Here is a 26,551-nt window from a genome sequence, read left to right on the forward strand (position 1 = left end):
AGCCGGATGACCGATGCAGGATCATCATGTTGTTGACGAACCGAGGCGAAACACGGAAATGCCGAGCGGCTTCCCGGTGACTATTGCCCTCATTCACAAACGCAACGACACGCTCACGCAACTCAATTGGATGCGGCTTGCCCATGGTGCATCTCCTTCCATGAGACAAGTGAATCACAGATCAAGCCAAACGGGAATCCCGAATCCGGTTAACAGCGACATGCTTTAGACAAAAAGCCTCCCGCGCGGACAGCACGGGAGGCTTCGTTTTGATCGGCAGTCGCCTCACTTCGCCAGAACTGAAATGTCCTGCGAGGATTTGATTTCGTCGGCGGATGCACAAAACTCTGGCTTGCTGTCATCGCTGCCTTCGGCGAGAAACAGACCAAAACGCGCGCCGAAGGCCACAAGAACAGCTGCTTCGCGCAGATCGGCCTGCTCGTCGCTCAGCTTTTTGTCCGTATCTTTGATGACGTCTTCAATTTTCCTGCGGAATGCTTCATGATCGAGCTCATGCCCATCGCAGAGCCTGACGATGGCCGCCTGATAGGCGAGATTGTTCAGGCTGGCAAATTGCTTCGTTGACAGAAATTCGCCTTCGCCCTTGGCCAGAGCGTCCCAAGCGGCATGGAGCCGATTATTGGCAGCGTCTTCAGCCATAGCCACTTTTGGAAAGGCTGCCAGCAATGCCGCACCCAGTAAAAAATGATGAAATTTCATAATATGTCCTAATTGCCGAACTGCGAATGGGTCGTGAGGCCCGCATAATGTCCGTTCGCCAGGTAACAGGCCCGCTGCGCCGGATAACAGGTGATGCCGTTGCTCAGGCGATAAGGCGGCGGCGCATAATAAGGTTGTGGCGGCGGAGCATAAACATCGTGAGGACGGTTGTTGCCATTGTCGGCAATGGCGGCGGCAATCGCCAGTCCGAGAATCCCTGCGGCAACGGCAGCACCAGCATGATCGTGATGATGAAAACCATGGTCATGACCGAAAGGCGGAAAATCATGGTCATGATGGCCCCAATGGTCATGATCCCAGTCATGCCCGAACGCGACCTGCACGGGTGACGCCAGTGCAAGCACCACCATGCTGGCAAGCAGCTGCGTTCTTCGCTTCACGATCATAATCGATCCTTTCTGATAAAGCGGTTTGTTCCAGTGAAAGGTTTTCGTTGTGTCGAGCGCGCCCTGCTCAAGCGACGCCAAGCGTCTATATCCGTGAGGGATAGCGACGTCTGGTGGGGATAATTCCGCCAAAACCTTCGCATATGCGACTTTTTCCGTCGTAAACAGAATGATGGCTTGGCAACCCTGAATTGCGCCCGCTGTATAATTTCACCGCCTCCGCCAGATTTTTCTTTCAATATAAGAGTTGTTTAATCCAACGATTTAATTGATCTGGAATACCCGTTTCAACGAGACAGCTTTACTTCGAACATCGGGCGGGCGGTTATCGCGTTAGACCCTGATTTAATTCCGCAATTCGATACTTCACCAAGATCTAACAATAAAGAATTCGACTTAATAGAAATAGCTGAGGCAATCGCACTGACAATACATGTATGTCCATAATATGCGGTATTTTTGTCCCATCTTGCGTTTTGAGGGACAAATTTGATAGAATAGGTCCGGGCTTGGGAGTAGTAGGAAACAGTTGGATGCTTAAAAAGTGCGTAAGCTTATGCGCATGCAAAGTTGCCAGCTGATAATTGTCGCAGTTGGGGGCACATGAAGAGCGGCCATTACATATCGGCGGATATGGTTGACGAGAAAATCCGCAATGATTTCTGGCGGGACACGTCGTCCATCATCTATGAGGTTTCGCCAACGCTCGAAAAGGGCGACAAAGTCATGAGCGGCTCCGTCCGCTCGCGTCTGTTCGGCGACATGGTGGTCGGCAATACCACATTCAGCAGCCAGTTCTGTGATCGAACGCCGAAAATCATCGCGAGAACGGATCTCGACCTTTATCTGCTGCAACTGGTTCTGGCTGGCGACTACCGGGGCGACTTCAACGGCAAGAATGTCGATGTGAAGCCGGGCGACATATTCATTCTCGATCTGACGCAGGTGTTGACCAGCAAGAAAGAGGCTGGCGCACGCGTGACGCTGGCCATTCCGCGCAAGGAACTCAACAAGGCCTTTCCGGGCAAGAACCTGCACGGTCTCGTGCTGCCTTCCAACATTGCAACCAACAAGATCCTGTTCAATTTCATTCTGACACTCGACCGGATCATCGATACGATCGACCAGAATGATTATCCTGAAATTCAGGAATCCCTGATGGTTCTGCTGAAAGCGGCGATCAACAGGCAGGCTTTCACATTGGAAGAATATCTTGCCGTCAGCCAGCCGCTGCGTCAGCGCGTGCTCGACCATATCGACGCGAACCTGGCTGATCCGAACCTTTCGCCAAAGAGCATTATGCAACAGTTCAAGCTGTCGCACTCTCATCTCTATCGCGCGTTTGAACCTGACAACGGTGTCACAAAGCTGATCCGCAACAAGCGGCTCGACCTTGCTTATCGACGCCTCATCAATGATGGCGGACGACGGCTGAGCATGAAGGAAGTCGCCTATGCCTGCGGCTTTTCAGACCGCGCGCAGTTTACCAAATTCTTCAAGGAGCGGTTCGGTATAGCGCCGCAGGATTTGAAAGGTTTTCCAAAATCACCGGATCACAATCCGGCTACGTCGTTCACATTGCATACCTTTGTTTCCGAGCGGATTCGGCAGCAGAGTTCGGAAGAATAAACCGGATAGAGAGCGAACCGGCGCTTATGCACCGGTCAGTAGCTTCCATGCGATTGCCCACATTACAAAAGCAATCAAGCCCTCCAGCACACGCCAGGCGGACGGCTTGGCGAAAACCGGGCGTAGCCAGCGCGCACCAAATCCCAGCGAAAAGAAAAATACGAACGAAGCCGTGATGGCGCCCATAGCGAATGCGCTTTCGAGGCCCGGAAACTGGGTAGAGATCGTGCCCAGCAAGACAACCGTATCCAGATAGACATGCGGATTGAGCCAGGTCAAAGCGAGGCAGGTGGCAATGGTTTTCCCCAAGCCTGTTGCCTGACCGTTGCCGGTCGAAAGCGCCGTTGACGATGTGATTGCCGAATAAAGGCTTAGCGCTCCATACCAAATCAGAAAAGCGGCACCGCCATAGCGCATGACCGGATCGATTGACGGAAGCGCCGCCGCGATCTTCTGAAAGCTGGTGATCCCTAGCGTGATCAGTACTGCGTCCGAAACAGCACAGACAAGACTGACCGCGAAGACATGCTCGTCGCGCAGCCCCTGCCGCAGAACAAAAGCGTTCTGCGCGCCGATGGCTACAATCAGGCTGAGGCCCATGGTCAGGCCCGTCAGATAAACGGAGAAATTCATTTCGGCTCGCTACGGAGCATGGCGCCAGATGCCACGCAAATTGGAATGGTTGATAGCGCTTGGATACAAACCTCGTCTGGATTAGTATAGTTAAAGATACTAACTATAATTAAGATAAACTAATGATCGATTATTCCGCACTTCGTGCCGTCGCGATGGTCGTGCAAACTGGCAGTTTCGAGAAAGCGGCCCGCGCCTTGAACGTGACGCCGTCTGCCATATCGCAACGGGTGAAACATCTGGAGGAGCGGCTTGGCACGGTGCTTATTTCGCGCGGGACGCCTTGCACCGCGACCGAAAAAGGCGACTGGCTTTGTCGCCACATCGAACAGGTGGGTATGCTGGAACGCGAGTTGCTGGAAGAATTGCCAGCCCTTGCCGGGCCGGACGACCTGAAGCAGCGCGTCACGCTGAACATCGCCACCAATGCCGACAGTCTGGGAACATGGTTTTTGAAAGCCATTTCCGCTTTTACCAAAGGTTCCGAGCATCTTCTCAACATCGCCGTGGATGATCAGGATCACACAGCCGAATGGCTTCAGCATGGGCGTGTTCTGGCGGCTGTGTCCTCTCACGCGAAACTGGTGCAAGGCTGCCGTATCGTTCCGCTCGGCACGCTGCGGTATCACGCAACCGCATCGCCGGATTTCATGGAACGATATTTCAAAAATGGCGTGACGCCGGATGCGCTTGCCACTGCGCCAGCCTTGACTTTCAACCAGAAAGACCGGCTACAGGAGCGCTGGATCAAGGACAACCTGAAGGCGGATGTCAATTGCCCGACGCATTGGTTACCTTCTACGCAAGGATTTGTCGAAGCGAGCCTTGACGGCATGGGCTGGGGTGTAAACCCAAACGTGCTGGTGAAGGACCACCTTGCATCCGGCCAGCTGGTCGAACTTGTAGCCGACACACCGCTCGACGTACCGCTCTATTGGCAGGTCAATCGGCTTGCGGCTGATCGGCTCTCCGATTTGACGCAGCAGGTTGTCGCAACAGCGCGGCGCGAACTGCTGCAGAACACCGCCTGATACGTTCCCTGCCTCCGCACGTCGATCACCATCAGTTTTATTGAACGTGAGCGGAGATTGAGCGAATGCTGTTTTATGAAAATTCTGGCTCTCATAGCGGCTGCGGTCGTGCTTTTGTTTCTCGGCTGCTATTTGCAGACGCATTTTGCCGTGCCGTAAAAGACGCATGAGCCAGCGAAAAAGGCAGGATCAATGATCCTGCCCCGTTTGCGCTAGGCCTGCGGCCTCCTCGCAGACCCTGACATGTTCTGCCAGAGCGTCGAGAGGTAGAAAGGCGCTTACCGTACAGATATCGCGCTTCTGAAACTTTGGCAGTTCCTGAAGCTCCTTCAGACGGATAAGAAGTGTGCCGCGGTTCATGGAAAAATCCCTCCATTATCGCCCCCGCACGTTATAGTAAGCACTTCCAGACACGATTTGCCGGAAATGCTTTGAAGATCAGGCTGCCCGCACCTTTTTCTTCAAGGGAAGCTCGATATCGACTTCCAGTGTCGACATCTGATCTCCCCGATCCATCTTCACGCTGACCTTGTCGCGATCGATCTGGATATGTTTGGCGATCACCGCCAGAATTTCTTCCCTCAGCACAGCCACAAGATCGGAATGTCCCTCGGACGCTCGCTCATGCGCCAGCAGAACTTGCAGACGTTCGCGCGCCAAGGGCGCCGATGCCTGCTTGGTGAAGAAACGAAATAGGCTCATGCCGCTCTCCTTCCGAAAATTTTGCCCAGAAGGCTGCGCTTTTCGGATGGAACAGTCATCGGCACTTCTTCGCCCGCCAGACGGCGTGCTGCATCCAGATAGGCCAGAGCCGGCGCACTGCGCTGGTCGGCAAGCGTCACTGGAGAGCCGATATTGGATGCGCGCAGCACATCCTGGCTTTCAGGGATGATGCCCAGAAGCGGGATAGACAGGATTTCAAGTACGTCTTCGACTTTCAGCATGTCGCCGCGTTCGGCGCGGATCGGGTCGTAGCGGGTCAGCAAAAGATGCTTTTCCACCCGTTCGCCGCGCTCGGCCTTGAGAGTCTTGGCGTCGAGAAGGCCGATAATACGGTCGGAATCGCGCACCGACGACACTTCCGGATTGGTCACCACAACGGCCATGTCGGCATGGCGCATGGCAAGCGTCGCGCCGCGCTCGATCCCGGCCGGGCTGTCGCAGATGATCCAGTCGAATTCCTTCTTGAGGTCTTCGATCACACGATCAACGCCCTCGGTGGTGAGGTTGTCCTTGTCGCGGGTCTGGGAGGCGGGCAGCAGATAAAGCGTGTCGAGACGCTTGTCGCGGATAAGCGCCTGCGGCAGCTTCGCATCGCCCTGAATCACATTTACCAGATCGAACACCACGCGGCGTTCGGCGCCCATCACCAGATCGAGATTGCGCAAGCCGACATCGAAGTCGATAACGACAGTCTTTTCACCGCGCTGCGCAAGAGCGGCGCCGATGGCTGCGGTGGATGTCGTTTTGCCAACGCCACCCTTGCCGGAAGTTACAACAATTACTTTTGCCATATTGGTCTCCTGTAGCTCCCGCACGCCTTATGAGAGTATTGCCCGCCCAACCGGACATGATTTCTTTTCAATAAATTCGATCAACCGAGCGTTTCGGCCATCATGTAATCGCCATCGAGCCAGAGCTGCACCGCCTGACCGCGCAACCGGGCTTCCATGTCTTCAGCCGTCTTGTAGAGGCCGTCGATTGCAACCAATTCGGCTTCCATCTTGCGGCAGAAAATGCGCGCGTTGGAATTGCCTGCCGTCCCGGCCATCGCACGACCGCGCAGCGCGCCATAGACATGGATCGAACCGCCCGCCACCACTTCCGCACCAGAAGCCACCGAACCGACAACAGTAACGTCGCCATCCGGGAAATAGATGGACTGGCCGGAGCGCACAGGCTCCGTTACCACCATCGAAGGGACGGCCTTCACCAGTTGCACATTGGCGGGTGCTGCGGTTGCAGCCGGCTTTGCCGGGGCCGCAGGCTCGCTCACCTCGGGATTGAAATCCGCGGCCACCTGCCCGCCACGCAGCGCTGGCGGCATGCCAGGACCGAGAAGCGAAGGACGCGCATTTTCAAACCCCGTGATCCAGACACCGCGACCTGCAAGATCTTCCAGTAGCTGAACCAGCTGCATCCGTTCGATAACCAGATTCTCAAGATCAAGCACGACTGGCCGGTTCAGAAAGAACCCCGCCGAACGCGCGGCAAGATCGTCTAGCCTGTCCAGCCAGCCATCCAGCGGCAGTTCAGGCGAGAGCACCAGCGCAAGAAAGGAGCGCCCTTTCAAACGGATCGGACGGGATTGTGTTAGCACTTGATTCATCTTGGTTAAAAAACGGTTTACTCGGTCTATATGCGGAATGGTTAACAGATGGTTAATTTTTGGCTGACGTCCTGACATGTAACCCCTCCGACGAAGCGAAGGCGCGCTAGCATGAAGCCGGACCCGCTGCTGCATGCATTCCAAGACGTGGCCAAGCTGCGGTGCACCTCGCGCACCAATCGACTCAACTGGCTTAAACGTACCCGAAGAATAGGGCATCAGCCGGGCTTTTCGGCGTCTTCCACAGAAGAAAGCGCTTCAGATTTACGATTAAATCCCAATCAAATGTGACGCTGCGTAACGTCTTAAAACGTGACTGCGATTTTTATACGAACTGAAGGGTAACGCGCGTTGCAACTCAAAATGCGCGGACCGAAGCCAGCATATTCGATTGTTACGATTCTTGGGAAAAACTGATGGTTCCTGGATAAGGAACCGCCTCGCGTTTGGGCGGGGGGCTTAGGGGCGCGAGGCGGGCGAGCTCTCAGGAGTGCACGCAGGGAAAAAATGGCGACTAAAGACCGATTCTAAAACCAACAAAGGGTTCCAGTCTGAAAGATTACGTGATCAGAACGGATAATTATCCCACTTAATTGGGAGGGCGATCTGGTTAAACACCCGAGATCATAAGGCTTTTTTTGAAACTCTTATTGAGTCAGAGTTTTTATAGTCCTGTCTAAATTTCCACCGCGCAAGCCTATCGCATCAGTGAAATTTGAAGACTGATTCCTTAAATCCGTCGGCGCGAACCTAATCACACCTGTTCCAAAATGGAAATAGCAATCTCGGAGAATTGCGGGGTACAACTGCGAAGCGCACTCAAATGACAGCTTCACACAGGTGCCGTGGTTCCACTCCGCCTCACGGCAATTAGATAGTCCATAAAATATATCAAATATTAGCCAAAGTTTTGTTCGGCTGGGAGCCACACAGTGTGGGCGAGTACGACCCGAGATCAGTCGAGACCCAACCGCTCATCAGCAGGAGACCCGGCAACTACTCAATTAGCTTCATGGATTTCAGTATTTTCTGAAATTTATAGAGTTTTGTCGGGGGCTTGCTTTTAGAAACTCCCACATTATTGTGTGCTCCACTTGGAGGAGGGAGTGACCGCCCCAGCGCGCTAGACCGCTGCGGGGCGGTTTCTTTTTTAGCCCTTTAAAAAATGCATAGCTGCCCTGCAGCATGTCCTCTTGTAAACCTCTGACCGCGCACCTATTTTCACGTTGTTCGGTTTCACTCCTCCTCCCAGAAACCGGACACGAAGCGCGATACTCCTCCTCCCAATCGCGCTTTACCAATCAGCCCGTTGCGCACTCCTCCTCCCAGCGCGACGGGCTTTTTTGTATCTCCAGACAAAGCTAAAACAGTCGCAGCTTGCGCATATGAAACGCTTCGGCATAGGTTTCCGGCGCGCGACATTCCATACCGCGCAATCGCGCCAATCCGCGAAATGTTTCGGGGTCGAACCAGTCCTTCGAACGTTGTGTGCCGAAATGCTTCATCAAAAGCTCGACCTTGTGTTCCATGATCGCCGCCGAAAGGGCCGAATAGGCATTGGGCTGGCCGAGGTCGCCATCCCATTTCGGGATTTCATATTCGAGGATCAGCTGGTCGCGGAAGAGGTTCCAGGTCAGTTCGTTGACTGTGCGGTGATCCTGATGCGCGTCGCCGTGGCGGTGGGTGAAAACAATATCCGGCGTCTGGCGGCTGCGTTGTTCGATCAGCCACGCCTTGATCTCGCGGATCTGCGCCGGGAAATAACTGTCCTCAAACGCCGCAAGCCGGATGCCGGGATTTTCCGTACCGCGCAGAAAATCGCGCGCTGAAGCCTCCGCCTCGGCGCGTCGTTCTCCACTGCCCGACAACACACACCATTCGATGTGCATCGGCGTTCCCGCTTCGATCAGACTGAGGAGCGTTCCCCCGCAACCGATTTCGATATCGTCCGAATGCGCGCCCAGACATAAGAGCTGAAGCGGCCTGCCCGGATTGGCGAGAGAACGCAGGTCGATCATAACGCTATGGCGATGTTGGCTGCGCGCTGCTCCGCCTTGTGTTTCTTCCAGGGCATATCGCCCTTCTCGACCATGTCTTCCAGCGTCTGCCAGTCGCGCAGCGTATCCATTGAACGCCAGAAGCCCTCATATTTATAGGCCATCAGTTGATTGTCGGCGATAAGACGGCTGAACGGTTCCAGCACCAGCTCTTCGCCCTCTCGCATGTAATCGAAGATTTCCTTGCGGAAGAGGAAATAACCGCCATTGATCCAGATATCAGAGGTGTTTGACGTCCGAAAAGCCCGCACGTCCCCGCCTTCGGCGATATCCGCCAGATGATAGGTCAGCGGCGGACGCACGGCGAGGAAGCAGGCTATCTTGCCGCTCGCCTCGAAACGCCGCGTCATGTCGTCGAGATCGACATCGCTCAGACCATCGCTGTAATTGGCGAGGAACATGTCCTCCTTCGCGACATGGGCACGCGCGCTCCACAGGCGCTCGCCGATATTGCGCCAGATGCCGGTGTCGAGCAGGGTCACGCTCCAGTCGCGGTCCACTTCCTCCAGCAATTCGACATTGCGCCCGCCATTGGAGACGACGCAATCGGCGAAAGTCTGCGGGCGGATCGTCAGAAAGAAATCCTTCACGACATTGGCCTTGTAACCGAGACAGAGGACAAAGTCGTTGTGGCCGTAATCGCTGTAATACTCCATGACATGATGCAGGATCGGCTGGTGGCCGAGCGGGATCATTGGCTTGGGCACATTTTCCGAATATTCGCGGATTCTGGTTCCAAGACCGCCGCAAAACAGAACGACTTTCATGACTAACGCTCCTCTGCAATCAGAGCTGGATCGATCAATCGGACATGAGGAATGGGGATAATGAATTTCGCGCCCCATTCGACCACGTGCTGCATCTGCCGGATAATCTCATCCTTGAAGTTCCAAGGCAGGATGAGAATGTAGTCCGGCTTGTATTTGTCTATCGCCGATACGTCATAGATCGGGATATGCATGCCGGGCGTATAGCGCCCGTGCTTGTAGGGATTGCGGTCCACGGTGAAATCCAGAAAATCCGTGCCGATGCCGCAATAGTTCAGAAGCGTGTTGCCCTTGCCCGGCGCACCATAACCGCTGATGCGCTTGCCCGAATTCTTGGCTGCAATCAGGAAGGACAGGAGATCACGCTTGGCGTGACGGGTCTTTTCCGCAAACTGTTCATAGGTCGCGATATCGGTGAGGCCGAAGCTCTCTTCCTTCTTGAGAAGGGCCGCTACCCGGGGCGACGCCTTGCGCTTGCTGCCGGTGCGCGCCAGATAGACCCGCAGCGATCCGCCATGGGTCGGCACTTCCTCGACATCGATGATCTTGAGGTGGTGCCTGTGCGCCATGAAGCGAATGGTCAGCAGCGAGAAATACGAGAAATGCTCGTGATAGATCGTGTCGAACTGGTTGAACTCAATCAGATTGGCAAGATGCGGAAATTCCAGCGTGATGACACCTTCGGGTTTCAGCAGAAGCTGCATACCGCGCACGAAATCATTCAGATCGGGCACCTGCGCCAGAACATTGTTGCCGATAATGAGATCGGCGCTTTGATTAGCACCGAGCATTTCCAGCGCCAGTTTCGCGCCGAAGAAATCAACCCGGGTTGGCACGCCCTTGGCGATTGCGGCTTCCGCCACATTGGCCGCAGGTTCTATGCCCAGAACCGGAATGCCCTTTGGCAGGAAATGCTGCAGCAGATAGCCGTCATTGCTGGCGACTTCCACCACGAAACTGTTCTCGTCCAGTTCCAGCCTTTCGGTGATCGCGTCGCAATAGGCTCTGGCGTGATCCACCCAGCTTGTCGCAAAGGACGAGAAATAGGCATATTCCGTGAAAATCTCGGCGGGCGAAAAATACTCCTTCAGCTGCACGAGATAGCAATGATCGCAGACCAGCGCATAGAGCGGGTAATAAGGCTCCATGCGGTCCAGCTGATCGGCGGCAACGAAACTTTCGCAGGGCGGCGACATGCCCAGATCCACAAAGGTGTGTTTGAGCCGCTTACCGCACAGGCGACAGCCGGTCCGCTCTTGCGTCATGCTTTTGCTCCGCGAAATATCCGGTGTCTGGATGGTCATACACACCCCCTCGGCTCTGGCCCTCACAATGGCCGCCACTACTCTGCCCCCAAACTACTAAGCGGTCTAAAGATTGCCGAGACTGCCATCTGGAGCGCGGCGCACATACCATTGGGCGCAGCCATCACCGAACGAATACTGCCAATCCTCACCCGGCTTGCGTCATAGGGCGGGCAAGGGTGTAGGCCGCTCGCCCATCCGGGGGAAAGCCCTACGTCGGAAGGTGAAGATCGTCCCTCGAAGAAGGCTCTACCGGGCGCTGACCACGCTGTCAGAATGTCGGCAGGCGGAAACGGGGCGTTCCATATGCGGTTTACTTCTCTGAACATTGATGGCGCATGGTCTATCGAGCCGGAACGGATGGAGGACGAGCGCGGCTGGTTTGCGCGGGTTTATTCCGAAACGGCTTTTGCCGAACGGCAGATGGAAACGCACTATCCGCAACACAGCCTTTCCTTCTCGCGTGAGAAAGGCACGCTGCGCGGCTTGCACTACCAGCATGACCCGCATTCGGAGACAAAACTCGTCACCTGCCTGCAAGGCACGGTCTGGGATGTGCTGGTCGATATACGCCCCAAGTCGCCCACCTATATGCGCTGGGTTGGTCTGGAGCTTTCGGCGGAAAATGGCGTGCAGCTTTATATACCGGAAGGCTGCGCCCATGGATTTCAGGCGCTTACCGATAATGTCCTCATCCGCTACATGATCTCGCATCCCTACACGCCGGACCATGCAACGGGCCTGCGCTATGATGATCCGGCGCTCGGCATACCGTGGCCGAACCAGCCCAGCGTGATTTCGGACAAGGACCGCTCTTGGCCTTTACTTTAGGCCCATTACTTCAACTCGATCAGCAATCCGGCATCGCGCAATCTCTCCGCAGCCCCGGCGAGCGTTGCGAAAGGCAATTTCGACCGCTCGGCCATGTCGAGAAGTGACGCGCCGCCGTCAGATAGATTAAGAATCCAGAGCATGGCCATCGCTTCCTGCGCGGCACGGCTGTCACCACCGGTCTTGCCGTAAAGCCCACGACGGCCCAGTTGCGGCTCGCCCTTTGGCGAGGTGTTGAGCGGAATCCAATTTCGCTCCGCTATATCAATGGCCTGCATGATGAGATTGAAAGATTGCTCAAGACATTCCGGCTTGATGAAATCCAGATTATCCGCTGAGGTATGATATTCCGAGAAAGTGCCATAAAGGCTGCGTTGAAACATGCCGACCGGCAGGTTGAACCCCGGCGAGCAGAACTGCCTTTCATCATATCCATAGGGCCAGAAATCATGCATTGTCGCCCCGGCCAGACCGGACTGCGCGAGCACCTGCCCCATGATCCGGTCGATCGCCGCGTTGCCGCGACGGCTGCGCTTGTAATTCGGCCCGCCATCATCGCCAACGCAGGACAGGACAAGGCCGTGACTGACACGGTCAAGGTGCGGCTCGTTCTCTCTCAGCCAGGCAAGCGCGCCGAATGTCGCCGGGCCGAACAGGAAGCGATAAGTCAGCCGCGTGGAGCGCGCTTTAAGCGCCGTCCCCAGAAGCGTCAGCAATGCCAGACCTGAGCAATTGTCATTGGCAAGCGATGGGTGACAAAGATGCGCGGAGATCAGAAACGTCTCGTCCGTTGTTCCGCGATGCGTGAACTCCCCGAAGACGAGCGCACCATCGCGCCGCTCGGCATCGATAACCACGTCATAGTCTCCCTCGGCCATTGCCAGAAAGTCGCTATGCGCCATGCAGAAACCCCAGTCCTCCGCATGATAACAGGTACGGTAGGGAATGAGGTCCGGCTGATCGGGCAGCGTGTGAATGTGGCCTCTCAAGGCTTCGAGCGAAAGCCTTGTTCGTACAGGAATACTGAAGTTCACCACATGCAGATTGTGCCGCGCAAAATCGACAATCCGCTGGCCGTTTCTGTTCGCAATATAGGCTTCGCGGATCACCCATTCCTGCGGCGCTTTCCAGTCGAAAAGCGGGGTGCCGGTCGGCACCTCGTGAATCTCCAGCGGCAAATGCCTGCCAATAATGGCGAGCGTGTCCCGCACGCCCTCACCCGTCAGACTGCGGCAGATAGGATAAAGCTGCGCGGCCAGATCATAGATCGCCTGCCCGTCTGGAGACCGGTGCATGTCCGTGATTGCTGGCCGCGCATCCATCATGCGATCGCTCTGAGCGGCGGCTGCATAAGCTCCACGCGCCGCAGATCGCTGTCGAGAACACCTTCCTCCAGAAGCTTGCGAATATGGGCGATGCGCTGGAACCGAGGCCCTTCGAATTCTTCAAGCGTCAGGGTCGAGCGGCTATAGGCTGCCAGAAGCTCTTCCGCACCCGCCGCCGCATCCCATTGCGGCTTTGCGTTGGGCAGAACCCGCGCCAGCTTCTCGAAGCTGACACGGTAGGACCGTGTATCCGGGCCGGCATCTTCGGCAAATTCGATCCGGCAATCGGGCACCGTCTCGGCGACAATGCCCGCAATGTCACGAATACGGTAATTGTGTTCGGTGGAGCCGACATTGAAGGCTTCATTGAAGACCTTTTCGCGCGGCGCTTCCATGGCCGCCATGAAGGCTCGGGAAATATCACGAATATGCACGATAGGCCGCCATGGCGTGCCATCTGATTTCAGATAGATCAGCCCCTTGGTCACGGCCCAGGCGACAAGATTGTTCAGCACGATATCGAAGCGCAGGAAAGGCGACACGCCATAGGCCGTTGCGGGTCGCAGATAAACCGGGCAGAAATTCGCATCGGCCAGCTCACGGATTTCCTGCTCGGCGCGCACTTTCGAGCGGCCATAGGCCGTCACCGGCTTCAACTCGCCGGTTTCGTCGATCAGATCGGCATCGCTGATGCCATAATTGCTGCATGACGAGGCAAAGAGAAAACGCCCCACGCCCGCACGCTTGGCGGCTTTCGCCATTGCCACGCTGGCGCGGTGGTTGATGTCATAAGTCAGTTCTTCATTGAGGTTGCCCAGCGGATCGTTCGACAGCGCGGCCAGATGAATGACTGCATCGAAACCTTCCAGATCGCGCGGCGACACATCGCGCACATCCTTGCGCAGCGTCGGTACATGAACAACCGCACCACCTTCTTCGAACAGGCAATGTTCGTAAAGACCGATATCGTAGCCCGACACCTCATGGCCCGCATGAACGAGGATCGGCACCATGACCGATCCGATGTAACCCTGACTTCCGGTAACCAGCACTTTCATAGTCGTTTCCTCTGCATCCCCAATAATCCAAGTTAATCACGCAGCAGTGGGGGTAGCGATTTGACCGAAGGCATATCCGGTTAAAGACAAGCGGGGTGCACGGCAGCGGAAGGGCGTAGCGCTTACCCCTTTCGGTTAAGCGCAAATCGGCCCGGCTTACCGATCAGCAATATCCAGTCTCCGTCCCCGCCCGCATTCTTTTCTGATGGGGTGCGAAAGGTCAGCGTCTGGCCATCTTCCTGCGGCGTGGCCGCTTGTATCCCTATCCCGGAAGATGGGTCGATCCAGACGACATCATCGCCAGTTTTCACTGCGGCCTTACGGACGGAAAAGCTGCCCCCTTCGCCGTAGATCACCGCTCCAGTCCCGCCGGAAAACGATGCAGCATAAAGGTTGCGCGCATCGGTAATCAGGCCGTTGCGGTCGGGCTGGAGTTCGGTCCATGGCAGCACCGCAAACAGCTTTCGCAGCACCGTCATCGACCGCGCACCCGGACTGTTCAGCTCTTGCCGCCAGTCCCGATCGGAGTCGAACACGCCCGGCCCGCCAAAATGCCAGATCGGACTATTGCCGAAGAACTGCCCGACCGCTCCAGCCAGCAGCGCGCCATAAGCATTCCGGCGTATCATTTGCGCAGTCGTTCCATGCTCATTCTCGTAGAGCGTCTCAACCAGAATGACCGGCATTCGGTTGGCTTTGGTCTGCGCAAGCACGGAACTATGAACATCGTCATAGTCATAGACGGTGTCGATAGAAAGCCATTTGGCGTCGGACCAGATTTCGGCGGTGTTGGTGTTGCGGCGCGTATGAACGGTTTGCAGGGCATTCGGCAAAACGGCCGCGATGCCGTCGGCCAGGCTGGACACCAGCCTTTTATCCGGCGCATCAAAATCGCCGCCCAACACCCAGATAATATTGGTATATTTGGCGAAGCGGCGCGCCACCGCCTCGCCATAGGCGCGCATCCGTTGCGGCCCTGCGGCTTCGATTTCCAGATACCAGCCCTGCCCGCCGCCATTGGCGCCAAGATAGGCCGGGGCCAGCAGAACCACAAAACCAAGCGTCTGCGCCCGCTCGATGACCCATGCGGCATGGTCGAAGTAGCGCGGATTGATCGCGCCAAAAGCTGCATCTTTAAACGGCTTGTCGCCATAGGCATTGGCAGGCGGATTGCTGGAAAACTGATGTTCCAGAAGATTGACCAACAGGGTGTTGAAGCCGCGTTTGCGGCGGTCTTTCAGGTAGAGATCCACATCATCGCGTTTGAGTTGAACGATCAATGACCATGCAGTGTCTCCCTGCATGAGAAATGGCTTGCCGGATGCATCTTCAAAATAGCGGTGGCTTTCGCTGACATGGATCGGCAGCTTGACCTCCGTCGCGGCTTGCGTCGCCCCATTCAGCAACACAAACGCAAGCAAACCTGCCAGCATCCCTCTCATAGCGTCGCGGGCGGACATGCATTCACGTTTTCATTGAAGCGGCGATAGACCACCTGCGATGGACGTCCTGTCAGATAGGTCTCGACACCGTCATTCAGCGCCCGCGCATAGATAGCAAGAGCGCCGTCAATCGCATCGACCGTCTTCGCGATATCATCATCGCTATGGGTATAACTGACCACCAGCGATGGCATCAACACACCACGCCGGATGGTCTCCTGAAGAAACAGGGAGCGGAACGCCTGCGATGGCGCGCCGGTTTCGTCCAGCGTCGCATAGGCGAGGCAACTGTCGCGTCCAACCGTGCTGACATAGTTGCTTAAGCCGTGGCGGGTGATCGCCTCGTTCATACCGCTCGCAAGCTTGGCCCCCTGTTCATACAGGTGCTCGATAACCGGTTCATCGCGATAAACCGCTATTGTCGCCATGGCAGCGGCCATAGCGTGGGTCTCGGCACCATGCGTGGTCGACAGCAGAAACACACGCGGAAACTCGGTCTGACTGAGGCCGCCGAGCTGCATATATTCCGCCTTGCCTGCAAGCGCCGAAATGGCAAAACCATTACCGAGCGCCTTGCCGAAACAGGAAAGGTCCGGAACAATATCGTAGAGTTTTTGCGCGCCCTGGCTGTGCCAGCGGAAGCCAGTGATCATTTCGTCGAGCACGAAAAGCGCACCATTTTCATGGGCAATGCGCATCGCTTCATGCAGAAAATTTTTCTTTGGATCATCGGCACGCGCTGGCTCCAGAATGATAGCCGCAATACGCCCCGGATAATCCTCAAACAGAGCCTTTACGCTGGCGAGATCGTTGTAGCGGAAGGTCGCCGTCAGGGCCGAGACTGACGCCGGAATGCCCGCATTCATCTTCGTCGTCCCGATGAACCAGTCATCGGTGGAAAAGAACGGGTGGTCCGCACAGCAGGCGATCATGTCGCGCCCGGTATAGGCCCGCGCCAGACGCATTGCGCCCGATGTAGCGTCAGAACCATCCTTGCAGAATTTGACCATCTCGGCATTGTCGATCAGCTCAAGAAAACGCTCCGCGCAATCCACTTCCATCGCGCTCGGGCGGGTGAAATTGCACCCATCCTCCAGCGCATCGCGCACGGCCTTCAAGACCGGCGGATAGGCGTGACCCAGCCCCACGGCCCGGTTGCCCATGCCATATTCGATATATTCATTGCCATCGACATCGAAGACATGCGAGCCGCAACCGCGTTGGATAAAACCCGGAGCGAGGACCGGATACTGGTCGTCGCCCTTGGCATAGGTGTGGCAGCCGCCGGGTATAAGCGCATGGGCCTTGCTACCCAACAATTGAGAATTGCGAAACTGCGATGTGAACAGATTCATGGCGAATACCTTCGATTGCTCGGCAGCCGGTCAGGCTGCGGACCATCCCGCATACATTCGTTCCCTTATCCGGCGCAGCCAGTTCTTGACCGGCTGCGGCAGGCGGCTGCGCAAATTCTTGTGCAGCGCATTCGGCATAGACCATTGCGACAAGGCCAGTGGCGGCGCGATTTCCGGACGGTCCCGGTGCAGCTTTTGCAGCAGATTTACATAAGCGCCCCCAACAATATCGCTGTCGAAAGTCGAAGTGACTTTCTGCACTGCCGCTTCCGCCATGCGGTTGCGCAATTGGGGATCACCGGCAAGCCGGTCAATCTGTGCCGCCGCCCGCCCGCAATCGCCAATCGGGAAGAGCATCCCGTCTTCGCCATCGGTGACGATCATATCCGTCACACCTGCAATGCGCGATACGATGGCCGGACACCCCTGGCTCATCGCTTCCATAAGCGTCATCGGGCACCCCTCATAGCGGGAGGGCATGACCAGCGCATCGTGCTGACTGACCAGCCATGACACATCGGAAGGCGCGACCCATCCGGTAAAGCTGACCTTGTCGCCGAATGGTTCCAGCTTGTGGCGCAGCGCTTCGAGGTCCGGCCCATCGCCTGCAATCGTCAGATGATAATCGCAGCTGAGCCGCCGCAAAATGCCCGGCAGCCAGAACACACCCTTCGAACTGTCGTCTATACGACCCAGATGCAAAAGCCGGATCGGCTTTCCATCTGCATTACGCGATGGGGCGCGCCCGATATGCGGATCGCGGCTCAACCCGTTCGGAATCACCAGCGTTCGCGACGCATCGAAACCGTAGCCGCGAACAAGATCGTCGCGGCAGCGGTTGGAGACGCCGACCGTCGCATGAACATGATCGCGGATTGCGCGTGCCGCCTCGTAAGTGCCGGGCGTGATGCTGTGGACGATCATGATGCGCAGAATATCGGCAGGCAGATAGCGGACGAGATTGGTTTCGAAACGCTGCGACAGCACATTGACGAAGACAGCATCGAACCGATTATCGCGCAGAAAATCCACAATGCGCTTTGCGCGGGTTTCTTCATCGAGAACACCCATCCGGTCAATGGCGTCGCCCTGCCGCTCGGCATCCTCCAGCCCCTGCCCTTCCGGCACGCTGACGGTATCGCCCGCAGCCCCCGTTGCAAGCCAGCGCAGTTCAATGTCCGAGCGCGCCAGTGACGCACGCATCCGCGTGAAAACCGAATAGGTCCCGCCTATGTGCGGGCGCACGAAGTAGGCACATTTCATCGTAAACACCCCCTTTAGAGCGGCTCCATTACACTTGAATAGGGGTGCCGCTCTAAATGTCTTTTCGTCCGCATTTCCAACGCAAAACCGCTTCGCACTTTTGCTGGAAATGCTGGTTTTCCGTCGCATTATCCCACGCAAAACCGCTTCGCACTTTTGCTGGAAATGCTCGGACCCCGGAAACCAGACTTCGAGGGAAAATGTCCCTCGAAGCCTTGTTCCGGTATATCGAGGGGGCAAGTTGATATACCGCTGCCAGTGTATCGAATTCGCAGGCGGGCGCATTCTGGCCATGAGGGGTAAGAGAGGTATGCTCCATCCTACATTAGACGATGGGCTTCCCCCTTCTGCCAGTTTTCCCGCGCGGTGATCCCAGAGTACCGTGCAACAGGCGCTTCGGGGGCGCTTCTGGAGACACCAGTATGAGAATAGGCCTTTTCGGACAGTTCGGTTCCGGCAATGCAGGCAATGACGGCTCTCTGGAAGCCATGCTGCAATTACTGAAACGCAACTGTCCCGATGCGGATCTGCTATGCATCTGCGCGCGCCCCGATATCATCTCGGAAAAATACAATGTCGCGACAGTGCCGGTGGGAAACCCCGCGCTAGAAAGCGACCTCTTTCGCCTGCTCGACAAGGCGCTGCTTCAGCTGCCACGACGGCTCGCCGGATTTCTCACCGCAATTTCCGTCGCACACGGCCTCGACATCATCATCGTGCCCGGCACGGGCATTCTCGACGACTTCAACGAAGGTCCGTTCGGCTGGCCGTTCGTCATCCTGCGCTGGTGTCTGGCGGCACGCCTTGGCCGCGCCAAGCTTGCCTTCGTGTCCGTTGGCGCCGGGCCTGCCGATCATCCGGTCAGCCGTTTTTTCTTCCGCAAGGCGGCGCTCTCCGCAGTGTTCCGCTCTTATCGCGATGAAATCTCTCACGATTTCATGAAATCGCTGGGGGTTAGTGCGCGCAGCGATACGGTGAGCGCAGATATTGCCTTCGCGCTGCCACCGGCCAGCAACGCAATCCATGACAGCGTTGCCGGACGCGTGGGCCTTGGCGTCATGACCTATCGCGGGTGGAAAAGGCGAGCGGCCAACGCCTCGGACATCTATGATACCTATCTCGGCAAAATCGCAGAACTGGCGAAAACACTTCTGGCCAGCGGGCGCGAGGTGCGGCTGCTCACCGGCGACAAGGGCGACGTTCAGGCCATCGGCGATCTGATGGCGCGGATCGATTCACCGGACGCCGCGAAGATTATTATCGAGCCTGTCGCGTCTCTGCACGAGCTAATGCAGCAGATCGCGAAAACAGATATCGTGGTGGCGAGCCGTTATCACAACATTGTTTGCGCACTTGCCATGGGACGCCCTGCAATCTCGCTCGGCTATGCCGCGAAAAACGAGGCGCTGCTGCACGATACCGGCCTTGACGGCTTTGGCCATCATATCGAACGGTTCGACCCGCAAACCATTCTGGCGCAAATCGATGATATGTTCGCCCGGCGTCAACAACTGGCCGAAAGTGTTGAGGCCGGGGTGGCCCAATATCGGCTGAAACTCGCGCAGCAGGAAGAGACCTTGCGCGTACAACTGCTGACGAAACGGAAAAGCGTTCGTCTATTGTCGCCCGGTCGCCGCCAGAGGGCGAGCTAGCATCGTATCGACGTAGCTGCGCAAGCGCCGCTTCGTATCGGGCCGGTGCAGGAGATAATTGACCGGCGGGATAAAAGCCGTCTGTGTCCGCTGCGACACTGCGAATTTCAGAAGCTGCCGCCAGGCCGGATCACCACGCAGCAGGTGGGATATGGCTGACCAATAGGCCCGTTCCGCGATGCCCCGGCGCGCCATGCGATGCAAAGCATCGCAATCGGGCAAGACACGCCCCTCACGGGTAAAAAAATACTCGCCCGCATCCGCCGTGTGCTGAATATGCAGCAGATGGGTGTCGCGCAATTGCTGCGAACGGTTCTGCCCATGCGAGCGCGTACCGCCCTGAACACAGTCCAGTTCGGCAATCCTCCCCTGCAATCCAAGCCGCAGCCACATGTGATAATCGTCGCTATGCGGTAGGGCCTCGACATAGTGTCCCGCCGCTTTCTGCGCCGCAGTGCGAACCACCATCGCCGAACCCGGCAACTGGAACACGCCGAGCCGGCAAAAGCGCTCGATGAAGGCCGTGCCTGTCTCGACGCGGCAGGGCACATCGTCCGGCTGGGGCGGGATGGGGGGAATCGGTGCGTCGCCATTCACCGCAACGTCGCGCCCGTAGGAGAATGCGATTGTTGGATCGGTTTCCATGATCGCCAATGCGCGTCGAAGCGCGCCGGGAACGATGAAGTCGTCGGAACACAACAAAACGAAATAGTCGCCGCTGGCCCAGTCGATACCATCGTTGAACGAGGCATGCTGGCCCTTATTGACTGGCCTCAGCAGCAGTTCCACCCGCGCATCTTCGGCAGCGAGCGCACGCGCCACATCGGCGCTGTCATCAGTAGAGGCGTTATCGATGATCAGCACCCGCAGGTTTTCAATATCCTGCGACAGCACACTGCGAACACAGATGCCGAGATAGCGGCCGTAATTGTAATTCGGAATGACGACATCGACACCTGGCTGTCTCATACTCGATCTCCTCATTCGGCTGGCGTGGAGGTGGAGAAACGCCCGCGTCCCAACCGGCCAAGACGACCCGCAACTCTACTGAGCGCCCATCCAAGGACCGGTGTGATTTCCGATGCAAAAGGATGGCGCGTGATCAGCACGGCTCCGATCCAGCTGGCGACACCAGCAAGGCCGATGGCAAAACCCAAGCCCCAATGAACTTCCAATGTGCCAGCAGCGGCAATCATTGCAACCGGAATGGCAAGCGTCAGCAGCGTTACGAACCCGCTACGCAACAATTCGACGCCCAGCATCCGGTAGGAAAAAGCCACGTGCTTGCGCACATAGACCACGGAAACAACCATCTGGAACGGTGTACTGATGAACAGGCTGAGCGCTACCGCCATCAGGCCATGGTAAGCGGCGACGCAAAGAATGATCGCCGTCACCACGCGTGAAATCAGGTTGGATATGAAGGCATCGCGATTGGCGCCGAGCGCCATCAAAAGCGGATAGGTCAACACGACCGAAAACCAGAACATGCTGGAGAGGCACATGATGACGACAATCGACGTTGCGCCATACCAGTCTGGTCCGAGCACCAGATGGACCGCCGGAAAAGCGAGCAACGCCAGCAGCGCCTGCGCAGGCCAGTAAACAACCGAAATATAGGACAGCGCGCGCACATAGGATTGCGCTATATCCACACCCGCCCGAACCTGATCGGAAAGCATCGGAAAGGCGACCGTAAAGATCGCCGACAGAAACACCCGGTCGGGCAAACCGCTCAATGTGCTGGCGCGATTATAGATCCCGACGGATGCGGCGGGCATGAAACGCCCCAGCATAAGCTGCGGAAAAGTCTCGCAAATCTTGCTCAACCCCGCACTGCTCCCGAGATACATGCTGAATTGCCACGCCATGCCGATACTTGCGAGCGATGGGCGCAGCAGTCGACCCAATGGATAAAGCGCTGCCGCAAAAGCGGTTGTGACTGCCGCCGCAGCCAGCGATCCGAAGGCGAAGCACATATGCCCCACGCCCCACCAGGCCATTGCGATGGTTATGGCTGCGCCGCAAACGGAACCGGCGGTGCGAATGCGCGCCAGAGCGCCAAAAGCCATGTCGCGCCGCAACAGGGCAACAACCGGCAATGAAACGCTTTCGATCACCGCCGCGATGATGGTGACGGTGAGAAAAAGCGACAGCAGAGGATCATGATAGGTGACGGCAAAATAATCGCGCGCCAGAAAGAGCGCTGCGGCCAGCACCAGCGTCACGCTCATCAAAAACGTGAATGCCGTCTGGATATCGCGATCCTCGACCTTCTCGATCCGGATCAGGAATTCGGCGCTTGCGAATTCACGCAGCGAAAAGACAATCGCCGCGACACTGAGGCCGACAACGCCCATGCCGGTCTCGGACGGCCCCAGAAAACGCGAAACCGCAACGACAGTCAGAAAATTGCACAGCAATCCGGCATATTGCTCCAGCGTGGCAATCACGAAGCCCCGGCGATGATTTTTCATGATCGGTTCCGTGTAACGAAGAACAGCGGGAGCGCCGACATTTCCGGCAGACAATTTTCCAAGATGCGATACCCCCTCGCAACCGTGCCGGGCGGAAAAGTCCACCCGGCTTCCTGGCGCCTTCAGAATAGCCTTTCGCCCGCCGCGGGGAATGTCACCGATGGTATTAGCGCCTGACCTGAAAGGGGTATGCCGCTCGCTCTAAAGCCAAGTCGTGGGACATCAGCTGACTGGGTAAAAATTCCAGAACGTTCCCAATGGAATCGCCACGCGGTTCGGTTGGGAAATGCAGCAAGGAAAAAGAACAATAGACCTTCTTTCGCGCCTCGGAGGAGACATGAGCAATCTTTCCTGGATCACGCTTCTGGCCTTCGTCCTCTCGGTCGCCTTTTGCATCGGCTTCCGTGAACTGGCCCGCGAATGGTATCTCATCGACATTCCGGACGACCGGAAACGGCATGAGGGTGCGGTGCCGCTTTGTGGTGGCATTGCGATTTTTCTGGCCTTCGCCATCGCCGCTTCGATTGTGCATGGGGCTTCCCAGCAAGCCAATATGCTGCAGCTGCTGCCCGGTCTGGCGGTCGTTCTTGTCACAGGCGTGCTGGACGACCGTTTCAACCTGCCGGTGATGCCGCGTCTGACCATCCAGCTTTTGGCCGCGGCCCTGATCATCGGAATGGCCGATATTGAGCGGCTTAGTCTCGGCATGACTATCGGCTGGCCTTCCGGCCTGACCGCAGACGGCGGCAGCGTTTATCTTATGGGGCCTCTTTCACTGCTGCTTGCACTGGCATTCATCGTCGGCCTTATCAACGCGGTCAATATGAGTGACGGCGTGGATGGACTGGCAGGCGCATCCAGTGCCGCTGCCTTTTTCTGGCTTGCCGTGATCGGCTTCGACTTTGGACAGCATCGGCTCGGCCTTCAGACGCTGGCGCTCGCGGCGGCGTGCCTGGGCTTTCTTGTCTTCAATATGCGCCACCGCTGGCGCATGAAGGCCAGCCTCTTCCTAGGCGATGGCGGGAGCACCCTTCTGGGTGCGGCCCTTGCGGGCACATCCCTCATCCTCGCAAGTGGAGAACCCGCCATCGCCTTCCCTGTTCTGCTGTGGGTCGTCGCCGTTCCCGTCATTGATACGCTGAGCCTCATCATCCGCAGGCTTGGCGCGCGACGCAGCCCGTTTTCCGCCGACCGCCAGCACCTGCACCACCTGTTGATGGATGCTGGCCTGAGCTGCGGGCAAACGGCCATGGCTGTGATGGCGCTCAACCTGCTGGCTGGCGCGATCGCCTATATCGCGATCCGGGCCGGTGTGCCCGCATGGATCATGCTGGCTTTGCTCCTGCTGCCAGCCACGCTGCACACGCTTTTCGTGCTGCGCATGACCAGAGGCACACGTCCCGCTGTCGTCGTTGCCGCGACAATCTCCGAGACAGCCAAGACGGCAAAACCCAATCTCACATTTCCGGGGACCACTTCATGACCGTTTCCGCGCTCATCATGACATTCAACGAGGAAATGAACCTGCCCGCCTGTCTGGAATCGCTTGCCTGGTGCGACGATATCGTGGTGCTCGATTCATTCAGCACCGACCGCACCGTGGAAATCGCCAAGGCTGCGGGCGCGCGGGTCTATAGCCATGCTTATGACACCGAGGACCGCCAGCGCATGTATGGACTTACGGAAATCAAGTTCAAGCATGACTGGGTTTATACGCCTGACGCCGATGAAATCACGCCGCCGGACCTGCGCGACGAAATGCTGGCTATTGCCGCCGATCCTGATCGACCGGAAGTGTTCTTCAAGGCGCGCTACAAGAATATGTTCATGGGGCGCTGGATACGCCATGCGAGCCTTTACCCGACCTGGATAACCCGCCTTGTCAGACCCGACCGTGTCCGCTTCGAACGCTCGGTGCATTCCCGTGCCAGTGGTGGACCGGGCGGCGAATTGCAGGCGCATTTCATCCATTACAGTTTCAACAAGGGGCTGGAAGCCTGGTACGCGAAACACAACCGCTATTCCTCGGTAGAAGCCGACCTTTCAGCAGCGCGCCTTCTGGAACGGCACATCGACTGGGGTGGTATTTTCTCCACCGAGCCTGAGAGACGGCGGCGTGCGCTGAAATCGCTGTCCTACAATATGCCCTTCCGTCCAAGCCTGCGCTTTTTCTACATGTATGTGCTGCGGCGCGGTTTTCTCGATGGCAAGCCCGGCTATCTTTATTGCCGCCTGCTTGCAGCCTATGAGTTCATGATCGTCGTCAAGATGGAAGAGCAGCGCAGCCGTCAGAGCGCGCAGCCTTCCCGCTCTTCTGTCCAGCAGCGACCGCTGGACGCCAAAAAACCGGAGCGACACATGGTATGATGTTGCTCGCCCTTCTGCCCTGCGCCGTGTTCTTCGGACTGGCCGCCATGTTCTTCTCTGAACCCTTGCTGGCACTGCCGGACGACGGCAGCCGGGCCGATGTGATCGTCGTGCCGGGCGGTGACGGTCAGCCGCGTGCGGAACAGGCGGCACGGTTGTGGAAGGAAGGGCGCTCGCCCTATATCCTCGTCACCGGTGATGGCGACTGCCTTTTCAACAAGCAGATCATCGTGCGCGAAGGTGTGCCGCCATCGGCTATTTTCGTGGAATGCTATTCCGGCAGCACCTGGCAGAATGCGCGCTATTCCGCCCCTATGATGCGCAAAATCAATGCGAAGAGCGCGCTTATCGTCACCAACTGGTATCACTCGCGCCGCGCTGTTGCGAGCTTTCGCGCCGTTTGCCCGCAGATGCATTTCGTGTCCGCGCCTGTCAATGACAGCGACGAACATATCGGCTTTCCCACCACACGCACTGATGTAGAGGTGATCGCCAAGGAATATGTCAAGCTTGGCTGGTATCTGCTGTCCGGCCGCATCTTCCCGCAGGATCTGACCGGGCACGGCCCAGCGCTCAACCTGTCCTCAATCTGCAAATCGACGGAGGACGGGCTGTGAACCTCTCGCTGACATGGATGTTCGTTCTTCTGGTTGTGGCATTTCTGGCCACCGGCTTTCTGGGGCGGCCTGAGCGCATGTATCAATTTCCGTTTCTGGCCGGTGTAATGACCTTCGGTTTCATCCTGCCGCAGGTTCCAGCCCTGGTGTATGACCAGTTCATACCCGCGGGCGCCTATGCGAAAACCATGGTGATGGGCATATTGGCTCTGCTTGCTCTGGCGCTCGGCTGGCAGATGGGGAACCGCCCGATAAAATTCCTCAGCATGAGCTTCAGCGAAAGGCGGCTTTTATGGGCTGCTGCCGGGCTATCGGTTTTCGGCGCATCCTTCTATTTCCTTTTGAGCCGCCTGCCCGGCGAAGTATCCATCGGCGTGCAGATGACCGGCATGCCCGTCATCTGGCTCTTCTTCGCGCAGCTCATGCCCTATGGTCTCGCGATTGCGCTGCTTTGCTTTGCCCGGCGCAGCTCGTGGCTCGCACTGGGCATCATCCTGTTTGATCTGGTGTTCTATCTCGACCGCATCGTCGTTACCGGCAAACGCGCCGAGGCCATCCAGCTTCTGTTGATGTTCCTGCTTGCTTTCTGGTTCTACCGGCGCTGGGTAGTGCCGCGCACATTAATGTTCATCGGCATCATTGCAGGCACGTTCCTGATGACCAGCATGGGCGATTACCGTCAGGTGACGCGTGCTGCCTCGGGGTTCGTCCTCGACCAGATTCTCGATATCGACTATGCGGCCAATTTCGAGGAAACGCTGGAACGCGGCGGCCCCGAAATGCGCAACGCCGTATTGCGAATGGATGAGATCGACCGGCGACTGGAGTTCGATTACGGCAAGTTCCACTGGAACCGGATCGTCTTCACCTATGTGCCCGCCCAACTCGTCGGCAGCCAGATCAAGGACAGTCTCTATCTGTCCACACCGAAGCCTGACCGCAATTACAACCCGCTGACCGGCACGACCGAAACCGGGCTGATCGATGCCTTTTCATCATTCTGGTATTTCGGCGCGCTGAAATTCCTGCTGCTGGCCTGGGTCATTCGACGCCTCTGGGAAACGGCCATGGCAGGTGAGATGCTCGGGCAGCTCGTCTATATGTTTTCTATCGTGCCCGCCATGCATGCCATCTCGCATCAGACAGACTGGGTGATCACAGTCTGGATACACATGGCCCTGTTTCTCATTCCGATCCTGTCTGTCTGCGTCATTCGCAACCGCTCCGTCCACTTGCCGGTATCGCCTTCCGGGTCGATACCGCAACTCATCCGGGGATGACCCATCA

The 26,551-nt window shown here is 57.1% G+C and carries 25 protein-coding genes; 8 read left to right on the forward strand and 17 right to left on the reverse strand.

Translation table 11 applies throughout. The annotated features are described in order from the left end of the window. Positions 1 to 285 precede the first annotated feature (285 nt). Positions 286 to 720, reverse strand: a complete 435-nt coding sequence (locus ABWW11_RS23275) for a hypothetical protein (protein WP_109367674.1) — start codon at positions 718 to 720, stop codon at positions 286 to 288. A gap of 8 nt (positions 721 to 728) precedes the next feature. Beyond that, the gene (locus ABWW11_RS23280; RefSeq protein ID WP_109367675.1) at positions 729 to 1,208 is read right to left on the reverse strand and encodes a hypothetical protein; all 480 of its coding nucleotides are present in this window, start codon (positions 1,206 to 1,208) and stop codon (positions 729 to 731) included. Between the two features lie 522 nt (positions 1,209 to 1,730). Here ABWW11_RS23280 and ABWW11_RS23285 point away from each other — a divergent pair. Then, positions 1,731 to 2,756: a helix-turn-helix domain-containing protein gene (locus ABWW11_RS23285; RefSeq protein ID WP_109367676.1), complete on the forward strand. Its 1,026-nt coding sequence runs from the start codon at positions 1,731 to 1,733 to the stop codon at positions 2,754 to 2,756. A gap of 24 nt (positions 2,757 to 2,780) precedes the next feature. Here ABWW11_RS23285 and ABWW11_RS23290 read toward each other — a convergent pair whose 3' ends face one another. Then, a complete protein-coding gene (locus tag ABWW11_RS23290; RefSeq protein ID WP_109367677.1) occupies positions 2,781 to 3,389 on the reverse strand; it encodes a LysE/ArgO family amino acid transporter in 609 nt (202 codons plus the stop codon). 122 nt (positions 3,390 to 3,511) lie between these two features. Here ABWW11_RS23290 and ABWW11_RS23295 point away from each other — a divergent pair, with 122 nt between their 5' ends. Next, entirely contained in the window at positions 3,512 to 4,420 is a 909-nt protein-coding gene (locus ABWW11_RS23295; RefSeq protein WP_109367678.1) for a LysR family transcriptional regulator ArgP, read from the forward strand. Between the two features lie 189 nt (positions 4,421 to 4,609). Here ABWW11_RS23295 and ABWW11_RS23300 read toward each other — a convergent pair whose 3' ends face one another. The 7 genes from ABWW11_RS23300 to ABWW11_RS23330 form a co-directional block, all read right to left on the reverse strand. Continuing rightward, positions 4,610 to 4,780 carry a hypothetical protein gene (locus ABWW11_RS23300; protein WP_181376050.1) on the reverse strand — a complete coding sequence of 57 codons (171 nt, stop codon included), beginning with the start codon at positions 4,778 to 4,780 and terminating at the stop codon, positions 4,610 to 4,612. A gap of 78 nt (positions 4,781 to 4,858) precedes the next feature. After that, entirely contained in the window at positions 4,859 to 5,122 is a 264-nt protein-coding gene (minE, locus tag ABWW11_RS23305) for a cell division topological specificity factor MinE (protein WP_109367679.1), read from the reverse strand. Next, positions 5,119 to 5,934: a septum site-determining protein MinD gene (minD, locus tag ABWW11_RS23310; RefSeq protein WP_109367680.1), complete on the reverse strand. Its 816-nt coding sequence runs from the start codon at positions 5,932 to 5,934 to the stop codon at positions 5,119 to 5,121. The genes minE and minD overlap by 4 nt, the downstream gene beginning before the upstream one ends. Positions 5,935 to 6,014: 80 nt before the next feature. Next, positions 6,015 to 6,749, reverse strand: coding sequence for a septum site-determining protein MinC (gene minC / locus ABWW11_RS23315; protein WP_109367681.1), 735 nt, complete (start codon positions 6,747 to 6,749; stop codon positions 6,015 to 6,017). Between the two features lie 1,361 nt (positions 6,750 to 8,110). Then, a complete protein-coding gene (locus ABWW11_RS23320) occupies positions 8,111 to 8,767 on the reverse strand; it encodes a PIG-L deacetylase family protein (protein ID WP_121538748.1) in 657 nt (218 codons plus the stop codon). Beyond that, entirely contained in the window at positions 8,764 to 9,573 is an 810-nt protein-coding gene (locus ABWW11_RS23325) for a sugar phosphate nucleotidyltransferase (protein WP_109367683.1), read from the reverse strand. Before ABWW11_RS23325 ends, ABWW11_RS23320 begins: the two co-directional genes overlap by 4 nt. 2 nt (positions 9,574 to 9,575) lie before the next feature. Beyond that, positions 9,576 to 10,877, reverse strand: a complete 1,302-nt coding sequence (locus ABWW11_RS23330; RefSeq protein ID WP_109367684.1) for a class I SAM-dependent methyltransferase — start codon at positions 10,875 to 10,877, stop codon at positions 9,576 to 9,578. A gap of 306 nt (positions 10,878 to 11,183) precedes the next feature. On the opposite strand from ABWW11_RS23330, the gene rfbC reads away from it, so the two are divergent. Then, complete coding sequence (gene rfbC, locus ABWW11_RS23335; protein WP_109367685.1) at positions 11,184 to 11,708, forward strand: dTDP-4-dehydrorhamnose 3,5-epimerase; 525 nt, start codon at positions 11,184 to 11,186, stop codon at positions 11,706 to 11,708. 5 nt (positions 11,709 to 11,713) lie between these two features. On the opposite strand, the gene ABWW11_RS23340 is transcribed toward rfbC, so the two are convergent. The 5 genes from ABWW11_RS23340 to ABWW11_RS23360 all read right to left on the reverse strand — a co-directional run bounded on the left by ABWW11_RS23340 (position 11,714) and on the right by ABWW11_RS23360 (position 18,151). Continuing rightward, positions 11,714 to 13,033, reverse strand: a complete 1,320-nt coding sequence (locus tag ABWW11_RS23340) for a DUF4910 domain-containing protein (RefSeq protein WP_109367686.1) — start codon at positions 13,031 to 13,033, stop codon at positions 11,714 to 11,716. Continuing rightward, positions 13,030 to 14,091: an NAD-dependent epimerase/dehydratase family protein gene (locus tag ABWW11_RS23345; protein ID WP_109367687.1), complete on the reverse strand. Its 1,062-nt coding sequence runs from the start codon at positions 14,089 to 14,091 to the stop codon at positions 13,030 to 13,032. Before ABWW11_RS23345 ends, ABWW11_RS23340 begins: the two co-directional genes overlap by 4 nt. Before the next feature lie 122 nt (positions 14,092 to 14,213). Then, positions 14,214 to 15,551, reverse strand: a complete 1,338-nt coding sequence (locus ABWW11_RS23350; RefSeq protein WP_371830831.1) for a glycoside hydrolase family 140 protein — start codon at positions 15,549 to 15,551, stop codon at positions 14,214 to 14,216. Further along, complete coding sequence (locus ABWW11_RS23355; RefSeq protein WP_109367688.1) at positions 15,530 to 16,888, reverse strand: glutamate-1-semialdehyde 2,1-aminomutase; 1,359 nt, start codon at positions 16,886 to 16,888, stop codon at positions 15,530 to 15,532. Before ABWW11_RS23355 ends, ABWW11_RS23350 begins: the two co-directional genes overlap by 22 nt. Before the next feature lie 30 nt (positions 16,889 to 16,918). Then, positions 16,919 to 18,151, reverse strand: a complete 1,233-nt coding sequence (locus ABWW11_RS23360; RefSeq protein WP_109367689.1) for a glycosyltransferase family 4 protein — start codon at positions 18,149 to 18,151, stop codon at positions 16,919 to 16,921. 422 nt (positions 18,152 to 18,573) lie between these two features. Between ABWW11_RS23360 and ABWW11_RS23365 the strand changes: the two genes are divergently transcribed. After that, entirely contained in the window at positions 18,574 to 19,803 is a 1,230-nt protein-coding gene (locus tag ABWW11_RS23365; protein ID WP_109367690.1) for a polysaccharide pyruvyl transferase family protein, read from the forward strand. On the opposite strand, the gene ABWW11_RS23370 is transcribed toward ABWW11_RS23365, so the two are convergent. Both ABWW11_RS23370 and ABWW11_RS23375 read right to left on the reverse strand, forming a co-directional pair. After that, positions 19,768 to 20,772, reverse strand: a complete 1,005-nt coding sequence (locus ABWW11_RS23370; RefSeq protein WP_109367691.1) for a glycosyltransferase family 2 protein — start codon at positions 20,770 to 20,772, stop codon at positions 19,768 to 19,770. The two genes, ABWW11_RS23365 and ABWW11_RS23370, sit on opposite strands and share 36 nt — an antisense overlap. 11 nt (positions 20,773 to 20,783) lie before the next feature. Beyond that, positions 20,784 to 22,280: an oligosaccharide flippase family protein gene (locus tag ABWW11_RS23375; protein ID WP_109368016.1), complete on the reverse strand. Its 1,497-nt coding sequence runs from the start codon at positions 22,278 to 22,280 to the stop codon at positions 20,784 to 20,786. A gap of 337 nt (positions 22,281 to 22,617) precedes the next feature. On the opposite strand from ABWW11_RS23375, the gene ABWW11_RS23380 reads away from it, so the two are divergent. The 4 genes from ABWW11_RS23380 to ABWW11_RS23395 are packed head-to-tail and all read left to right on the forward strand — an operon-like array spanning position 22,618 to position 26,544. Next, on the forward strand, positions 22,618 to 23,763 hold the full coding sequence (locus tag ABWW11_RS23380; RefSeq protein ID WP_109367692.1) for an MraY family glycosyltransferase: 1,146 nt from the start codon (positions 22,618 to 22,620) through the stop codon (positions 23,761 to 23,763). Continuing rightward, positions 23,760 to 24,647 (forward strand): glycosyltransferase family 2 protein, encoded by an 888-nt coding sequence (locus tag ABWW11_RS23385; protein ID WP_109367693.1) that lies wholly within the window; start codon positions 23,760 to 23,762, stop codon positions 24,645 to 24,647. Before ABWW11_RS23380 ends, ABWW11_RS23385 begins: the two co-directional genes overlap by 4 nt. Further along, complete coding sequence (locus ABWW11_RS23390; RefSeq protein WP_371830835.1) at positions 24,647 to 25,264, forward strand: YdcF family protein; 618 nt, start codon at positions 24,647 to 24,649, stop codon at positions 25,262 to 25,264. Before ABWW11_RS23385 ends, ABWW11_RS23390 begins: the two co-directional genes overlap by 1 nt. Beyond that, positions 25,261 to 26,544: a hypothetical protein gene (locus ABWW11_RS23395; protein ID WP_109367695.1), complete on the forward strand. Its 1,284-nt coding sequence runs from the start codon at positions 25,261 to 25,263 to the stop codon at positions 26,542 to 26,544. The genes ABWW11_RS23390 and ABWW11_RS23395 overlap by 4 nt, the downstream gene beginning before the upstream one ends. The last annotated feature ends 7 nt before the right edge of the window (positions 26,545 to 26,551 follow it).

It is taken from the genome of Brucella sp. NBRC 113783, from assembly GCF_040372265.1.
GTDB classification, from domain to species: Bacteria; Pseudomonadota; Alphaproteobacteria; order Rhizobiales; family Rhizobiaceae; genus Brucella; species Brucella teleogrylli.

Coding starts and splice junctions, on each gene's coding strand:
- ABWW11_RS23275 (WP_109367674.1), bottom strand. CDS start 720: ATGAAATTTCATCATTTTTTACTGGGTGCGGCATTGCTGGCAGCCTTT.
- ABWW11_RS23285 (WP_109367676.1), top strand. CDS start 1,731: ATGAAGAGCGGCCATTACATATCGGCGGATATGGTTGACGAGAAAATC.
- ABWW11_RS23290 (WP_109367677.1), bottom strand. CDS start 3,389: ATGAATTTCTCCGTTTATCTGACGGGCCTGACCATGGGCCTCAGCCTG.
- ABWW11_RS23295 (WP_109367678.1), top strand. CDS start 3,512: ATGATCGATTATTCCGCACTTCGTGCCGTCGCGATGGTCGTGCAAACT.
- ABWW11_RS23300 (WP_181376050.1), bottom strand. CDS start 4,780: ATGAACCGCGGCACACTTCTTATCCGTCTGAAGGAGCTTCAGGAACTG.
- minE (WP_109367679.1), bottom strand. CDS start 5,122: ATGAGCCTATTTCGTTTCTTCACCAAGCAGGCATCGGCGCCCTTGGCG.
- minD (WP_109367680.1), bottom strand. CDS start 5,934: ATGGCAAAAGTAATTGTTGTAACTTCCGGCAAGGGTGGCGTTGGCAAA.
- minC (WP_109367681.1), bottom strand. CDS start 6,749: ATGAATCAAGTGCTAACACAATCCCGTCCGATCCGTTTGAAAGGGCGC.
- ABWW11_RS23320 (WP_121538748.1), bottom strand. CDS start 8,767: ATGATCGACCTGCGTTCTCTCGCCAATCCGGGCAGGCCGCTTCAGCTC.
- ABWW11_RS23325 (WP_109367683.1), bottom strand. CDS start 9,573: ATGAAAGTCGTTCTGTTTTGCGGCGGTCTTGGAACCAGAATCCGCGAA.
- ABWW11_RS23330 (WP_109367684.1), bottom strand. CDS start 10,877: ATGACCATCCAGACACCGGATATTTCGCGGAGCAAAAGCATGACGCAA.
- rfbC (WP_109367685.1), top strand. CDS start 11,184: ATGCGGTTTACTTCTCTGAACATTGATGGCGCATGGTCTATCGAGCCG.
- ABWW11_RS23340 (WP_109367686.1), bottom strand. CDS start 13,033: ATGATGGATGCGCGGCCAGCAATCACGGACATGCACCGGTCTCCAGAC.
- ABWW11_RS23345 (WP_109367687.1), bottom strand. CDS start 14,091: ATGAAAGTGCTGGTTACCGGAAGTCAGGGTTACATCGGATCGGTCATG.
- ABWW11_RS23350 (WP_371830831.1), bottom strand. CDS start 15,551: ATGTCCGCCCGCGACGCTATGAGAGGGATGCTGGCAGGTTTGCTTGCG.
- ABWW11_RS23355 (WP_109367688.1), bottom strand. CDS start 16,888: ATGAATCTGTTCACATCGCAGTTTCGCAATTCTCAATTGTTGGGTAGC.
- ABWW11_RS23360 (WP_109367689.1), bottom strand. CDS start 18,151: ATGAAATGTGCCTACTTCGTGCGCCCGCACATAGGCGGGACCTATTCG.
- ABWW11_RS23365 (WP_109367690.1), top strand. CDS start 18,574: ATGAGAATAGGCCTTTTCGGACAGTTCGGTTCCGGCAATGCAGGCAAT.
- ABWW11_RS23370 (WP_109367691.1), bottom strand. CDS start 20,772: ATGAGACAGCCAGGTGTCGATGTCGTCATTCCGAATTACAATTACGGC.
- ABWW11_RS23375 (WP_109368016.1), bottom strand. CDS start 22,280: ATGAAAAATCATCGCCGGGGCTTCGTGATTGCCACGCTGGAGCAATAT.
- ABWW11_RS23380 (WP_109367692.1), top strand. CDS start 22,618: ATGAGCAATCTTTCCTGGATCACGCTTCTGGCCTTCGTCCTCTCGGTC.
- ABWW11_RS23385 (WP_109367693.1), top strand. CDS start 23,760: ATGACCGTTTCCGCGCTCATCATGACATTCAACGAGGAAATGAACCTG.
- ABWW11_RS23390 (WP_371830835.1), top strand. CDS start 24,647: ATGTTGCTCGCCCTTCTGCCCTGCGCCGTGTTCTTCGGACTGGCCGCC.